This is a genomic window from Marvinbryantia sp., assembly GCF_047017445.1.
GTDB lineage: Bacteria > Bacillota > Clostridia > Lachnospirales > Lachnospiraceae > Marvinbryantia.
The window spans coordinates 115,056-129,940 of record NZ_JBKXTT010000012.1; the positions used below are offsets into that span (position 1 = coordinate 115,056).

Consider the following 14,885-nt stretch of genomic DNA (forward strand, 5'->3'; position numbering starts at 1 on the left):
AAGGGTAAAGGGAGAAAAGGGGATTAATATGGCAAGAGACAAAGAGAAAAGAGAGAAGAGGCGCACAAAAGGCGGCAGCAGCCAGCAACAGCAGCAGTATTATCAGCAGGATCCATATGGGCAGCAGCAGTATTATCAGCAGAATCCGAATGGCCAGCAGTATTATCAGCAGGATCCGAATGGCCAGCAGCAGTATTACCAGCAGGATCCGTATGGTCAGCAGCAGTATTATCAGCAGGATCCAAATGGCCAGCAGCAGTATTATCAGCAGGATCCAAATGGCCAGCAGCAGTATTACCAGCAGGATCCGTATGGTCAGCAGCAGTATTATCAGCAGGATCCGTACGGTCAGCAGCAATACTACCAGCAAAACAGGTACGGCCAGCCGGGAATGGATCCGCGTCAGAACTATGATCAGGGAGAAAAAGAGGCGGCTGCTGCAAAGAAGAAAAAGAAGCGCAGAAAAAGAAAGGTCATTCTCTTTGTGGTTGAGGTGCTTCTGCTAGTCGTACTGGCGGCAGCGCTTTATGTGGGCGCAAAGGTGTCGAAAATCTCCAAAATGCAGGCGCAGACGCCGGTCAACAACGAAAAACAGAGCGAGATGGTGCAGCAGATCCAGGCGCAGCTCGACGACGAGGTGGAGGAGCGTCTGAAGGGCTACTGGAACATTGCTCTGTACGGAACGGACAACCGTGACAAAAACACCAACGGACAAAGCGACGCGATCATGGTTGCCAGCATCAATCTGGACACCAATGACGTGAAGCTGGTGTCAGTATACCGCGATACGTACCTTGACGATACGACCGGAAGCTACGGCAAGGCAACGGATATTTATGTGGCGGGCGGTCCGGCACGTTCCATCAACATGCTGAACAAAAACCTTGACCTGGATATCACCGATTATGTTACCGTAAATATGAACGTTCTCGCCGATGTGGTAGACGCGATCGGCGGCATTGACATTGAGATCACAGAGGATGAGGCGACCTGGATCGACAATTACCAGGATGAGACCTCGACCATCACGAACCGCGAGATCATCCCGATCAGCGGAAGCTCGGGCATGGTACACTTAAATGGTCTGCAGGCGACGGCGTACTGCCGTATCCGTGCGATCGGTAACGACTATGAGCGTACCGAGCGGCAGAGAAAGGTGCTTTCTCTGATCCTGGACAGCGTAAAGAGCAACCCGACGGTTCTGATCGGTCTGGTCGACGATCTGATCGACGCAGTGGATACCAATCTCACAATGGCGGAAATTATGAACTTTGCAACGAATATCGCAAGCTACAATCTTGTTGAGACAAAGGGCTTCCCGTTTGAGCAGACGTCGATGGAGATCAATTACAGCATTGTAGTGCCGATTAATCTGGCGCAGAATGTATCGGAGCTGCATGAGTATCTCTTCGGTGTGCAGGGCTATACGCCGTCCTCAACCGTGCAGGAGATCAGTGATTATATTGCAAATTATACTGGTGTTTATGAATGAAGAACAAAACAGTAGATGTTATCATACCGGCTTACCGGCCGGACGAACGGTTTAACAGTTTAATAGAGAAGCTGTCGCAGCAGACGCTTCTTCCGCAGCGGATCCTGGTGATGAACACTGAGAGATCCCTGTGGGAGCAGGCGCCTGTCTGCCGGGCAGCTTTTGAGGCGGGGCACACAGCCGGCGGCGTGCCGCTCACTCTTGTCCACTTACCGCAGGCGGAATTTGACCACGGCGGGACAAGAGACAGGGCGGCGGCGATGTCGCAGGCGGATGTCCTGCTTTTTATGACGCAGGACGCGGTGCCGGCGGACGAATATCTGATCGAGCGGCTGACTGCGCAGCTTGGAGAAAACGCCGGCGGCGAGGTGGCGGCGGCTTACGCAAGACAGCTACCGGCAAAGGACTGCAGTCTCCTGGAGCGCTGCACAAGAAGCTTTAATTATGGGGAAAAAAGCCGGGTGAAATCCATAGGCGATCTGCCGGAGCTGGGAATTAAGACGTACTTCTGTTCCAACGTGTGCGCCGCCTATGTGCGCAGCGTCTATGAGAAGCTGGGCGGCTTTGAAAAACAGACGATCTTCAACGAAGATATGATCTTTGCGGCGAAGCTGATAAAGGCGGGCTACAGGATCGCTTACGCGGCAGACGCGCAGGTGGTGCATTCGCACAATTACAGCGGCAAAGAGCAGTTTAAGCGCAACTTTGATCTCGCAGTCTCTCAGGCGGAGCACCCGGAAATTTTTGCGGAGGTTCCGTCGGAAAAAGAGGGCATCCGGCTTGTAAAGAGTACAGCGGCGTTTCTTTGCAGACGCGGGCGGATCGACCTTCTGCCAAAGCTTGTCTGGCAGAGCGGCTGCAAGTATCTTGGCTACTTTTTTGGCAGGCGTTACCGCGTGCTGCCGAAACGCGTCGTGCTCGCCTGCTCTATGAACAGAAAATATTGGAAAAACAAAGTTTTTTAAAACTGTTGTCACAAATTGAACACAAATGACTGATATCATGGACTCATCAAAAAGAAAAGGTAACTACGAGGAAATCAAATAGTTACGAAGATAGATATGGGAGGTCTTAAATATGAGCATGAAGAAACGAATTGGTACCTGTGCAGCTGCGCTGGCAGCGGTTGGAGCGCTCGGGGCAACGGTATATGGAATTGGAAACATGGACAGCAGTCAGACGGAGAACCGTATCACATTGGATTCACCGGCGGACTTAAAAGAAGAGACAACGCTGGATACGGCGACGGCAGAGGCGGCGGAGATCGATGAGATCCCGACGCAGGACAGCTCGGATAGCTCCTACGGATTGCCGAACGTGCAGAAAGTGGCGGAGACAGCGATGCCGGCGATCGTGGCGATCACAAACCAGGGCATCGAGGAGGTCAACTTCTTCGGCAGAAGCTATCAGCAGGAGACCACCAGCGGCGGCTCCGGCATCATTGTCGGGAAGAATGACGACGAGCTTCTGATCGCTACAAACAATCACGTGGTGGAGGATTCTGAGGAGCTGACGGTCTGCTTCAGTGTAGACGTCGAGGATGATGAGGACGGCGAGAAGACATTGGCGCCGGCTCTGGTAAAGGGCACCGATTCCTCTATGGATCTGGCGGTGGTCGCCGTTAAGCTGGAGGACATCGACGACGAGGTGGCCGATAAGATCGGCATTATCCAGCTCGGCGATTCCGACGAGGTGCAGGTCGGCGAGTGGGCGGTTGCCATCGGCAACGCGCTTGGATATGGTCAGTCCGTCACGGCAGGCATCATCAGCGCACTTGACCGCGAGGTGAGTGTTTCCACCAGCAGTGGAACTGTTACAAACAATATGATACAGACCGATGCGGCGATCAACTTTGGAAACAGCGGCGGCGCGCTCCTGGATATGGAAGGACGTCTGATCGGTATCAACTCCGCAAAAGCGGCGGTCGACGGCGTGGAGGGCATGGGCTACGCTATCCCGATCAACACCGCAAAGCCGATCATCGAGGATCTGATGAACCAGACTACCAGAACCAAGGCAGATGAGGATAAGGCCGGAGCACTCGGTATTACAGTGGCGGCGGATGTCGATGATGACGTGAAGGAATTCTATCATGTACCGTCCGGAGCAATGGTTGCTGAGCTGACAGACAACAGCGCTGCCAAGGAAGCTGGCATTGAGGTGGGCGATATCATCACGAAGCTTGACGAGGTGAAGATATCCAGCAGAAGCGACCTGCTGAACCGTATGAAATATTACGAAGCCGGCGAGACTGTTACTGTCACCGTGCAGAGATTTGAGGACAATGGTTATCAGGAAAAACAGTTTGAGGTGAAGCTCGGCAAGAAGTCCGATCTGGAGTCGACAACCAGCGACAGCAGCAAATCCGGCAGCGACAGCCAGGACGACAGCTCGGATGATGATCTTTACTATTACGATTACAATAACGGCGATGACGGCTATGGAATGCAGGACTTTTTCAGAGGCTTTGGATTCTAAATGGCATCGTGATACCCGGAGCGCGCAGGTGCTCCGGGCTTTTTATGTTTTTCATTAAGAAACTTTATAAAAACTTTTCTTGTGAAAAAACGATTCGTGTGTTATGATTGCTTATGATGGGCTAGTTGTGCAGATTTTCTGCTGCGCAGGGGGCTTCCCTGCTGCAAAGGGACAAAATGCCCTGCAGAAATATGCACGCAAAAGAAGAAGGAGAGGATTTTGTGTCAGAAGAAAAAGATTCTTTACCCGAAGAAGTAAAAGAAGATGTAAAAAAAGACGACGAATATGAAAAAATCTGTTACATCTGCCACAGACCGGAGAGCAAGACGGGGAAAATGCTGGAGCTTATGAACCTTACGATCTGTCCGGACTGTCTGCAGAAGTCGTTCAGCAGCATGAGCCACATGGACCCAGGCAGCTATAAGGAGCTGATGGAGCTGTCCAAACGGTTTCCGAATATGCAGATGATCAACCTGTCGGATATACCGGAGGACATTCCAAAGCGCCAGAAGGTGAAAAAGAAAAAGGCGCAGCCGCAGAAGGAGTTTGACATCAGATCGATCCCGGCGCCGCATAAGATCAAGGCGAGCCTGGACGAGTATGTCATCGGGCAGGAGTATGCGAAAAAGGTGATCTCTGTCGGCGTGTATAACCATTACAAGCGCGTTGCCACCGGCACGATGGATGAGATCGAGATTGAGAAATCCAACATGCTGATGATCGGACCGACCGGATGTGGAAAGACCTATCTGGTAAAGACGCTGGCAAAGCTCCTGGACGTGCCGCTTGCGATCGCGGACGCCACGTCGCTGACAGAGGCCGGCTATATCGGAGACGACATTGAGAGCGTGGTGTCCAAGCTTCTCGCCGCTGCGGGAAACGATGTGGAGAAGGCAGAGCGCGGTATTATTTTTATAGATGAGATCGACAAGATCGCAAAGAAGAAAAATGCGACGCAGAGAGATGTGAGCGGAGAATCCGTCCAGCAGGGAATGTTGAAATTACTGGAGGGCAGTGAGGTGGAGGTCCCGGTCGGGGCAAACAGCAAGAATGCCATGGTTCCACTGGAGACGGTAAACACGCGCAATATTCTGTTTATCTGCGGCGGTGCATTTCCGGGGCTGGAGGATATCATTAAGGAGCGTCTGAACAAGCAGGCGTCTATTGGCTTCCAGGCGGACCTGCGCGATAAATACGACAACGATCCGCACATTTTGGAAAAGGTGACCAATGAGGACATTCGCAAATTTGGAATGATCCCGGAGTTTATCGGACGTCTGCCGATCGTATTTACCATGCAGGGACTGACGAAGGAGATGATGGTACAGATTTTAAAGGAGCCGAAAAATGCTATTTTAAAGCAGTACCAGAAGCTGCTTGCGCTGGATGAGGTACAGCTGGAGTTTGAGGAAGAAGCGCTGGAGGCGATTGCCGAGCGTGCGCTTGAGAAAAAGACGGGTGCGAGGGCGCTCCGGGCGATTATTGAGGAAATTATGCTCGATATTATGTATGAAATTCCCAAAGATGACAATATTGGTAAGGTAACGATCACCAGGGCATACATCGAGCACACCGGAGGTCCGCAGATTACCCTGAGAGGAGATTTAGTAGTTTATGGATGAAACGCGTGAACAGTTTTTAAAAATACTGGAAGGTTTGGTAGCAGAGGCAAAGACAAAAAAGAATATGCTTACCTACAAGGAGGTAAACGACGCTTTCGGAACGATGCAGATTTCGGAAGAGAAGATGGACTTTGTTTTTGAATATCTGGAAAAGCATAATATCGACCTTGTCCATGAGGAAAATGCGGACGATACAACGGAGCTTCTGCTGGATAATGATGACGATCTCCTGCTCTCGGATGAGGAAGAGGTGGAGATCATAGACGATGCGGACGTTCTGGAGGGTGTCAGCACAGAGGACCCGGTGCGCATGTATCTGAAGGAAATCGGCAATGTGCCGCTTCTTACCACCGAGGAAGAAATCGAGCTTGCGAAGAGAGTGGAGGAGGGTGACGAGGAGGCGAAGAAGCGTCTGATCGAGGCGAATCTCCGTCTGGTTGTCAGCATTGCCAAGAAATACGTTGGCCGTGGGATGCCGTTCCTGGATCTGATCCAGGAGGGCAACATGGGACTTATGAAAGCGGTGGACAAGTTCGACTATGCAAAGGGCTTTAAATTCAGCACGTACGCAACCTGGTGGATCCGTCAGGCGATCACCAGAGGCATTGCGGATACCGGCAGGACCATTCGTGTGCCGGTGCATATGGTGGAGACAATCAACAAAACACTGCGCATGACGCGCACCCTTCTGCAGGAGCTGGGGCGCGAACCGACTCCGGAGGAGGTGGCGGATCGACTGAATGTGCCGGTTTCGCGTGTGCGCGAGGTGCTGAAGATTTCCAGAGATCCGGTATCTCTTGATACACCGATCGGCGAGGAGGACGACAGCCATCTCGGGGACTTTATTGAGGATGATTCCGCACTTTCTCCGTCTGATTCCGCAGCGTTCTCTATGCTGCGCGAGGAGCTTGGCACCGCACTGGAGTCGCTCACGGACAGGGAGCGCCAGGTCGTTCAGCTCCGCTTCGGTCTGATCGACGGCAGGGCGCGCACCCTGGAGGAAGTCGGTAAAGAATTCAACGTCACCCGTGAGCGTATCCGCCAGATCGAAGCGAAGGCGCTGCGAAAGCTGCGTCATCCGTCGCGGAGTAAGCGACTGAAGGATTTTCTCATATAACGTATAATATATCCATCGTTCTCATAAGCTGTAAAAAAGCATTGAGGTTACAGCTATGAAAAACGTCGGACGAATTGAGCGTCTGCTCCAGCGTCACCGGGGCGGCGCTCTGATTTTTTTGTGTGCGCTGCTGATGCTGGTCGGCAGTGTGCGCTTCGGGGATGCTGTCGTACAAACGAGCAGCCGCGCAGGGGATCGCGAGCTGCCGATCTACAGTGTCGATACGGAGAAAAAGCAGGTGGCGCTTTCCTTTGATGCGGCGTGGGGAAATGAGGACACTCAGCAGATCCTGGATATTCTTGCAAAGCACAACGTACACGTGACATTTTTCATGACGGGAGGGTGGGTTTCCGATTACCCGGAGGATGTCAAAAAAATCCAGGCCGCCGGTCACGATCTCGGAAACCACAGCGAAAATCATAAAAACATGAGTCAGCTCTCCAAAGAAGAGTGCATCAGTGAGCTGATGGAGGTACATAATAAAGTAAAAGAACTGACGGGCGTGGAGATGCATCTGTTTCGTCCGCCCTACGGAGATTACGATAACGAGGTGATCCTGACGGCGCAGGAGTGCGGCTATTATCCGATCCAGTGGTCGGTCGACAGCCTTGACTGGAAAAATTACGGGATGCAGAGCATTCTTGACACTGTGCTGAAGCATAAGAACCTGGAACCCGGCGCGATCATCCTCTGTCATAACGGGGCGGAGTATACGGCGCAGGCGCTGGATGCGCTGCTTGCCGGTTTAAAAGAGCAGGGGTACGAGGTAGTGCCGATCTCTGAACTGATCTATAAAGAAAACTATCATATGGATCATACAGGAAAACAGATCTCCGACGTATCGTGAGAACGTGATTCAGGTGTGAGCAAATCCCATTCGCGAAGCGAATTTTAAATGGATTTGTGAAGGTTACTGCGAACGGAGTGAACAGTAACTGGGCGTGCATATGCAGGAGCCCAAAAAAACGGCGCCGGAGCGATTCCGGCGCCACTTTTTATGCAGTGAGCATTTTTTACCATCCGTTGTTGATGTGATCCTGATATTCTTCCGGTGTCACCCAGTTTCCGCAGTTAGGACACTGCACAAGATCTTCCCCCGCGATCTGTGCGGCGTAAGCGGCTTCTGCAGCTACGTGGTCTGCATACTGCGAGTATCCGCCGGCATCTGTAGTGTCGGGGAACCACTGGAAACAATAGGGGCACTGCGCATAGAGATTTCCATCGGCTCCTGTCTGATAATTGTAGTCGTCTGTATAAGAATTATCCGCTGCATTGGTGGAGGACTGGATACTCTGAAGATAGTTTTCCTCCGCTGCTACATGGGTGGAATATTCAGAGGTGCCGTCCGCCTGGAGCGTGGTGCTGAACCAGCTGTAGCAGTAAGGGCACTGCTGGGTAGCGCTCTCCGTCGTCTGAGCCTGCGTTTCTGAGGCGACGGTCTGCGTCTGCGGCGTTTGCGTGGACGGTGTGACGCTTGTCTTTTTGACAGTTTGCTGCTGGGTTTCCGTCTGTTTTTCCGTTGTCTGTTTTTGTGTTTCTGTGACCTTTTCCGTTTCGGATGTCGTTTCTTTCACGGTCTCTGACGATGTTTCTGTTTCTGCCGGGGCCCGGCGGCAGCCGGAGAAGCCGGCAAGACAGCAGAGCGCGAGCAGCAGAAGCATATACTTACGTGCTTTCATTTTGATATCTCCCCTTTAAAAACTTCTGATAATTTTAGTATAGACCAGATATTTCTGAAAATCAAGAAAAGTTCTTGCGAATTTTGCGTGCCTGCCCTATAATTTAACGTGAAAGGAGGAACGATGACAAAACGCGAATTTTTAGATACCCTGCGTATGCAGCTGGAGGGCGAGCTGAGTCCTTCACAGATCGAGGGGCATCTTCATTATTATGATGAATATATTTCCGAGGCGACTGCAGCCGGGCGCAGAGAGAGTGATGTGCTGGATGAGCTGGGCAGTCCTGTTTTTATTGCCAAGACCCTGCTGGAGACGGCGCAGCCTGCGGACAGCGGCGAGTACTACGAGGAAGCGCCGCGGCAGGAGGAATTTCAGGGAAGGGTGCACACCTGGAGGATTCATCCGCTGGTGGCAAAGTGGGTATTTCCGATCGTCGGGATCGCGATCGTGCTGCTTCTTCTGTGGCTGATCGGTTCCGTTGCCGCGTTTGCCCTCCGCTTTTTTGTGCCGATCCTTCTGATCGTGCTTGTGATATCAATTTTCAGGAGACGTAACTGATGGAAAATCAACTGACAGACTATAAGCTGCTGCTGGATACGGCAGTGCTTGCCGGACAGATCATGCTGAGCAGCGGCGCGGAGATTTACCGCGTGGAGGATACCATTCACCGGATCCTATCCGTGTCCGGCCTGAAATCCGCGGAGGCATATGTCACGGCCACCGGGCTGATCGTCACGCTGGACAACCCGGACATGGATTCCATGACGGTCGTGAAGCGTATCCGCAACCGGGACACCAATCTGAATAGAATAGCAAAGACAAATGAGATCTCCCGCCGGTTTTGTGCGGGAGAAATGTCGTTAAAGGAGGCGTTTTCAGGGCTGAAGCATATGGAGATGCACACCTATGCGCTCTGGCAGAAGAATATCGCTATCGTCGTGGTGGCGGCGGCGTTCTCCATCCTGCTCGGCGGCACAGTCGCCGACGGCATTGCGGCTGGCGTCACGGGCGTTGTGCTGGCGGCGGTGCTGCTTCTTTGCGGGAAGCTTCAGCTCAATGCATTTATGGAAAATATGCTGTGCGCGCTGATGATCGGCGTTACGGCACTGCTTCTGCAGGCAGTTTGCTATCCGCCGCTCGATGTGGATATGGTGATCGTCGGCGGCATCATGCCGATCGTGCCGGGTGCGGCTCTGACCACGGCTGTGCGCGATACGCTGCAGGGCGACTATGTGGCAGGCGGGGCAAAGATTCTGGAAGCGCTACTGAAGGCGGCGGCGATCGTGATCGGCGCCGGAGCGGCGACCCTGCTGATGAGAGGAGTGGGCATATGCTGATACAGATAATCGGAGCGTTTATTGCAATCGTGGCATTCTCTATTGTGATCGAGACGCCGAAAAAATTTCTGATCTACTGCGGACTGACGGGAGCCGTCGGCTGGACGGTCTATCTGGCGGTCAACGCAGGCTATGGACCGATATGGGGAAACTTTGTCAGCGCGCTGGTGATCTCGCTGATGTCGCATCTGTTTGCGCGGATACTGAAGACGCCGGTGACCATTTTTCTGATCTCCGGGATCCTTACGCTGGTGCCGGGAGCGACAATGTACCGTACCGGCTATGAGCTGTTTATGGGGAATATGGAAGAAGCGGCTTCTTATCTTGCGCTCACCGCGCAGATCGCGGGGGTGATCGCGCTGGCGATCTTTATCATGGATTCAGTCTTTCAGACACTGAAGAAGCTGTCGTCGTATTCCGGTGAAAAAACGTGAAACAGCAGGTAGGGGAGCTACCTGCTGTTTCGAGGGGAGTATAAATAATTAATAAGGGGTCGTAAGAGGTATTCTCTCTTACAAAGGGAATTATAATATATTATGGAAAAAATTGCAATACATATTTTCAAAAATATTAAGGAATACATATTTTCAAAAATATTAAGGAATAATAAGGTTTGTAACTAAAAGTTAACAAACCAGGAGGTTGAAAGTCATGGCAAAGAATAAGAATATGCACGAATCCAACGCGACAAACTGCGGTTATAACAGCACAAACAGCACAAACGGCATGAACAGCACGAACGCTAACAACAGCACCAACAGCACGAACAGCCAGAACAAATCGCAGAACAGAGCGCAGAATAAGACCAGCAACGCGCAGTCTCAGAACCGCACCACGAACTGCGACTATTAAACGGCAGGCAGCAGAAAAAATGCGTCGGGGAAATCACTCCCCGGCGTATTTTATTGTATTTTAATATCGCCGGAAGTACAGGAACGGCCTCCCACCGTCTGCATAGAATAGAATATACTGACAGGGAGTGTTTGCCATGAAATTTGAAATGATTACACCGGTGCAGTTAGAGCGATACGTGGGTGATCCGGACGCTCTCATCATAGATTTGCGGACCCCGGCCGAGTATCGGGAGCGCCATATCCGGGGAGCTGTCAATGTTCCCTACGAAAAACTGCAGGGCAATTATATGTTTCCGATGGATATGTCCCTCATCCTTTACTGCGAGCGCGGCGCTTCCAGTATGTCTGCGGCGAAGGAGCTGGCGGAAAAAGGATATCAGGTAAAAACGGTGGTCGGCGGTTTCCACGCATACCGCGGCAAAATGACAGAGACATATTGACAGGAAAGAGCGCAATTTGATACAATTTACGTGATGCTTCGGTAATGACCCCTTCATCGCTGAGACGCGAAATTCTGGCAGGGACCAAAAGGCCGGGCATTAAAAAAGTTTGCATAGGGCGAAAACATGAAAACAGTGGAATTGATTGCACCGTGCCATTTTGGGATGGAAGCGGTTTTAAAAAGAGAGATACAGGATCTTGGCTATGAGATCAGCGAGGTGGAAAACGGAAAGGTAACGTTTGTGGGAGATATGGAAGCGATCTGCTACGCCAATATCTTTCTGCGCACGGCGGAACGCATCCTGCTGAAGGTGGGCAGGGTGCACGCCGAGACGTTTGACGAGCTGTTTGAAAAGACAAAGGCGCTGCCGTGGGAGGACTTTATTCCGCGTGACGGGAAATTCTGGGTGGCGAAGGCGACGTCTATCAGGAGTAAGCTGTTCAGTCCCTCGGATATCCAGTCGATCATGAAAAAAGCGATGGTGGAGCGTCTGAAGACGGTCTACCATCAGGAATGGTTTGCGGAGAGCGGGGCATCCTATCCGGTGCGCGTATTCTTCATGAAGGATGAGGCGGTGATCGGGCTTGACACGTCGGGCGATTCGCTTCACAAGAGGGGCTATCGGCTGCTCACGAGCAGGGCGCCGATCACGGAGACGCTGGCAAGCGCTCTGATTTTGATGACGCCGTGGAACCGGGAGCGCATTCTGGTCGATCCTTTTTGCGGCAGTGGCACAATACCGATCGAGGCGGCGATGATCGCCGCGAACATCGCGCCGGGCATGAACCGCAGCTTCCTGGCAAACGAATGGGACAACCTGATCCCAAAGAAGCTATGGTACGGCGTTGCCGACGAGGCGGCGGAGCTGGCGGACACTACTATTTCAACGGACATACAGGGGTATGACATCGACGGCAGCATCGTGAAGGCGGCGCGGGAGAATGCAAAGCGCGCCGGGGTGGAGAAGCTGATCCATTTTCAGCAGCGCCCGGTGAGCGAGCTGAGCCACCCGAAAAAATATGGATTTATCATCACAAATCCGCCCTACGGCGAGCGGATTTCCGAGAAGGAACAGCTTCCGCAGCTTTATCGTGAGATCGGCGAGGGGTTTGCGCGGCTGGACTGCTGGTCGGAGTATGTCATTACTTCCTACGGGGACGCGGAGAAGTACATCGGGAGGAAAGCGGATAAAAACCGGAAAATCTATAATGGAATGATGAAAACCTATCTTTATCAGTTCCTGGGACCGGAGCCTCCGCGGGCAAAGAAACAGGGGAGACAGATTGATTAAAATAACAGAGAGATTATTAACGATCGTGCTGGTGTGTCTCATAGGCTATCTGGCATTTGACCTGGTACGGCAGACGGAAGGGGAAGCCGTGCCGGTCATGCAGGAGACGACGGAGCCGGGGGCACAGGGCACCATGCAGCAGATAACGGAACCTGGAGAGCAGGGCAGCATGCAGCAGACAACGGAGCCGGGGACGCAGGGCACCGCACAGGAGACGGCGGCGCTTCCGGCGCGCTACGATGCGCGGGAGGTCGGCAGGATGGCGACCGTCCGAAGCCAGGGAACGCTTGGCACCTGCTGGGCGATCACGGCGACCTCGGCGATGGAAGCCTATTTTCTCCCGCAGGAACGGTGGGTGTTTTCGCCGGATCATTTGTCGCTGAGGAACAGTTTTTCCAAGGGTCAGAATGACGGCGGCGCTTACACGATGGCGATGGCGTACCTTGCCGCCTGGCAGGGACCGGTGCTGGAGGAGGATGATCCCTATGGGGACGGCTATTCGCCGGAAAATCTTGCCGCCGTGAAGCATGTGCAGGAAATACAGATGTTCAAAAATAAGGATTATGACGCGATAAAGCGGGCGGTTTATCAGTATGGGGCGGTGCAGTCTGCCATCTACATGGATCTGGACAATGCCTTCAGCTCTTCGGTTTACTACAACCAGCTTGTGTATTCCTACCTGTACGACGGCGACGAGACTGCAAATCACGACGTGCTGATCATCGGCTGGGATGATGATTACGAGGCCTCACAGTTTAACCGGAATACGACGGAAAAGGGTGCGTTTATCTGCCAGAACAGCTGGGGAGAAAAATTTGGGGACGGCGGTGTGTTTTACGTATCCTACGCGGATCGGAATATCGGCAACCAGGCGGTCGCCTATACGAAAATGGAGGATACGGACAACTATGACCATATCTATCAGACCGATCTCTGCGGCTGGGTGGGTCAGCTCGGTTACGGGGATGAAAGCTGTTTTGCTGCAAATATATATACGGCAATGGGAAATGAAGATCTGAAGGCGGTCGGCTTTTACGCGACCGGGCAGAATACGGAGTATGAGATCTATATCGTCGAAGATTTCGAGGATGAAGCGTCCTTTTATAAGCGCAGGAGCCTAAAGAAGGGAGCGCTTTCGGAGGCCGGCTACTACACAATAGAGCTGGAGGAGCCCCTGCAGCTGCAGCCGGGGCAGCGATACGCCGTTGTGCTGGAAATACATACGCCGGGGAGCCAGTATCCGGTGGCGACGGAATATATGGCGGGGGAAGCGACAAAAACAGTTGATATTTCCGATGGAGAGGGGTATATTAGCCATAATGGTATTATATGGGTACGCTCGGAGGAAGAGCATCAGGCGAATGTCTGCCTGAAAGCATATACAGGAAACAGAAGGGAATAACATGGAGAAAAAAATAGTATTTGCTACAGGGAATGAGGGGAAAATGAAAGAGGTGCGGATGATCCTCGCGGATCTGGGCATCCCGGTGCTCTCACAGAAGGAAGCCGGCATTTCGGTGGAGGTGGAGGAGAATGGCAAAAGCTTTGCGGAAAACGCCAGGATCAAGGCCTGTGCGGTGCAGAAGCTGACGGATGCCATCGTACTTGCGGATGATTCAGGGCTGGAGGTCGACTATCTGGACCGGGCGCCGGGCATTTATTCCGCCCGCTATATGGGGGAGCACACCTCGTACGATATTAAAAACAATCATATCCTGGAACTGCTGGCCGATGCACCGCCGGAAAAGAGGACGGCGCGTTTTGTCTGCGCGATCGCGGCGGCGCTTCCGGACGGGACCGTGCTCACAAGCGAGGGTGTGATGGAGGGTGAGATCGGCTATGAAATCGCCGGTGAAAACGGCTTTGGCTATGATCCGATTTTTTATCTGCCGCAGTACGGCTGTACATCCGCGGAAATCTCCCCGGAGCAGAAGAATGAGGTCAGCCACCGCGGCAAGGCGCTGCGGGCGATGAAAGAGCAGTTAAAAACATACTATAATAAGGAGAAGTGAGTTCATGAAGATACTGATCGTCAGTGATACCCATCGCAGGGATGAGAATTTTGAAAAGGTACTTCAGATAGAAAAGCCAGTGGATCGCGTGATCCATCTGGGCGACGCGGAGGAGACAGAAGCGTACATGTGTCAGCTTGCCGGACAGCCGCTCGATATCGTGAGCGGAAATAATGATTTCTTCGGGGATATGCCGCGGGAGAAGGAGATCATGATCGGTAAATACCGGACGCTTCTGACGCACGGACACTATTATTATGTATCCCTGGACACGAAGATGCTCGGCAGGGAGGCGCGCGCACGGGGCTTCGATATCGCGATGTACGGTCATACGCACCGACCGAAGATCGAGAAGAAGAATGATCTGGTCCTGCTCAATCCCGGAAGCCTTTCCTATCCGCGGCAGGAAGGAAGAAAGCCGAGCTATATTATCATGGAGATGGATGAAGAGGGAAACGCAGAATATACGGTCAGATACCTGGAATAGCAAAAAAATATAAAAAAACTGTGTCAAGCATTTTTGAAAATGTCCCGAAAAAACTGAAACATTAGCACCGGTTT

Annotated in this window: 16 protein-coding genes; 15 read left to right on the forward strand and 1 reads right to left on the reverse strand. The window is 52.4% G+C overall.

Annotation, left to right across the window (positions count from 1 at the left end; genetic code table 11):
- Positions 1 to 28 precede the first annotated feature (28 nt).
- From ACLU9Q_RS14115 to ACLU9Q_RS14140, 6 genes are all read left to right on the forward strand, one after another.
- The gene (locus tag ACLU9Q_RS14115) at positions 29 to 1,492 is read left to right on the forward strand and encodes an LCP family protein (RefSeq protein ID WP_412625503.1); all 1,464 of its coding nucleotides are present in this window, start codon (positions 29 to 31) and stop codon (positions 1,490 to 1,492) included.
- A complete protein-coding gene (locus ACLU9Q_RS14120) occupies positions 1,489 to 2,457 on the forward strand; it encodes a glycosyltransferase family 2 protein (RefSeq protein ID WP_298515781.1) in 969 nt (322 codons plus the stop codon). The genes ACLU9Q_RS14115 and ACLU9Q_RS14120 overlap by 4 nt, the downstream gene beginning before the upstream one ends.
- Before the next feature lie 112 nt (positions 2,458 to 2,569).
- Positions 2,570 to 3,970, forward strand: a complete 1,401-nt coding sequence (locus ACLU9Q_RS14125; RefSeq protein ID WP_412625504.1) for a S1C family serine protease — start codon at positions 2,570 to 2,572, stop codon at positions 3,968 to 3,970.
- Between the two features lie 221 nt (positions 3,971 to 4,191).
- Positions 4,192 to 5,592 (forward strand): ATP-dependent Clp protease ATP-binding subunit ClpX, encoded by a 1,401-nt coding sequence (clpX, locus tag ACLU9Q_RS14130; RefSeq protein WP_412625505.1) that lies wholly within the window; start codon positions 4,192 to 4,194, stop codon positions 5,590 to 5,592.
- Positions 5,585 to 6,709 (forward strand): RNA polymerase sigma factor RpoD, encoded by a 1,125-nt coding sequence (gene rpoD / locus ACLU9Q_RS14135; RefSeq protein WP_296906505.1) that lies wholly within the window; start codon positions 5,585 to 5,587, stop codon positions 6,707 to 6,709. The genes clpX and rpoD overlap by 8 nt, the downstream gene beginning before the upstream one ends.
- Before the next feature lie 55 nt (positions 6,710 to 6,764).
- Entirely contained in the window at positions 6,765 to 7,556 is a 792-nt protein-coding gene (locus tag ACLU9Q_RS14140; protein WP_296834537.1) for a polysaccharide deacetylase family protein, read from the forward strand.
- Positions 7,557 to 7,722: 166 nt separating this feature from the next.
- Here ACLU9Q_RS14140 and ACLU9Q_RS14145 read toward each other — a convergent pair whose 3' ends face one another.
- Positions 7,723 to 8,388, reverse strand: coding sequence for a hypothetical protein (locus ACLU9Q_RS14145; protein ID WP_298515521.1), 666 nt, complete (start codon positions 8,386 to 8,388; stop codon positions 7,723 to 7,725).
- A gap of 123 nt (positions 8,389 to 8,511) precedes the next feature.
- Between ACLU9Q_RS14145 and ACLU9Q_RS14150 the strand changes: the two genes are divergently transcribed.
- The 9 genes from ACLU9Q_RS14150 (at position 8,512) to ACLU9Q_RS14190 (ending at position 14,811) form a co-directional block, all read left to right on the forward strand.
- Positions 8,512 to 8,946 carry a DUF1700 domain-containing protein gene (locus ACLU9Q_RS14150; RefSeq protein ID WP_296834532.1) on the forward strand — a complete coding sequence of 145 codons (435 nt, stop codon included), beginning with the start codon at positions 8,512 to 8,514 and terminating at the stop codon, positions 8,944 to 8,946.
- Positions 8,946 to 9,725 (forward strand): threonine/serine exporter family protein, encoded by a 780-nt coding sequence (locus ACLU9Q_RS14155; protein WP_296906508.1) that lies wholly within the window; start codon positions 8,946 to 8,948, stop codon positions 9,723 to 9,725. The genes ACLU9Q_RS14150 and ACLU9Q_RS14155 overlap by 1 nt, the downstream gene beginning before the upstream one ends.
- Complete coding sequence (locus ACLU9Q_RS14160; RefSeq protein ID WP_412625506.1) at positions 9,719 to 10,159, forward strand: threonine/serine exporter family protein; 441 nt, start codon at positions 9,719 to 9,721, stop codon at positions 10,157 to 10,159. The genes ACLU9Q_RS14155 and ACLU9Q_RS14160 overlap by 7 nt, the downstream gene beginning before the upstream one ends.
- Before the next feature lie 217 nt (positions 10,160 to 10,376).
- On the forward strand, positions 10,377 to 10,577 hold the full coding sequence (locus ACLU9Q_RS14165) for a hypothetical protein (RefSeq protein ID WP_412625507.1): 201 nt from the start codon (positions 10,377 to 10,379) through the stop codon (positions 10,575 to 10,577).
- Between the two features lie 136 nt (positions 10,578 to 10,713).
- On the forward strand, positions 10,714 to 11,019 hold the full coding sequence (locus tag ACLU9Q_RS14170) for a rhodanese-like domain-containing protein (RefSeq protein ID WP_412625508.1): 306 nt from the start codon (positions 10,714 to 10,716) through the stop codon (positions 11,017 to 11,019).
- A 126-nt stretch (positions 11,020 to 11,145) separates the two neighbouring features.
- Positions 11,146 to 12,312 (forward strand): THUMP domain-containing class I SAM-dependent RNA methyltransferase, encoded by a 1,167-nt coding sequence (locus ACLU9Q_RS14175; RefSeq protein ID WP_412625509.1) that lies wholly within the window; start codon positions 11,146 to 11,148, stop codon positions 12,310 to 12,312.
- Complete coding sequence (locus ACLU9Q_RS14180; RefSeq protein WP_296906512.1) at positions 12,305 to 13,714, forward strand: lectin like domain-containing protein; 1,410 nt, start codon at positions 12,305 to 12,307, stop codon at positions 13,712 to 13,714. Before ACLU9Q_RS14175 ends, ACLU9Q_RS14180 begins: the two co-directional genes overlap by 8 nt.
- Before the next feature lies 1 nt (position 13,715).
- Entirely contained in the window at positions 13,716 to 14,324 is a 609-nt protein-coding gene (locus tag ACLU9Q_RS14185; protein ID WP_296906515.1) for an XTP/dITP diphosphatase, read from the forward strand.
- A 4-nt stretch (positions 14,325 to 14,328) separates the two neighbouring features.
- Positions 14,329 to 14,811, forward strand: a complete 483-nt coding sequence (locus ACLU9Q_RS14190) for a metallophosphoesterase (RefSeq protein WP_412625510.1) — start codon at positions 14,329 to 14,331, stop codon at positions 14,809 to 14,811.
- Positions 14,812 to 14,885: the final 74 nt, after the last annotated feature.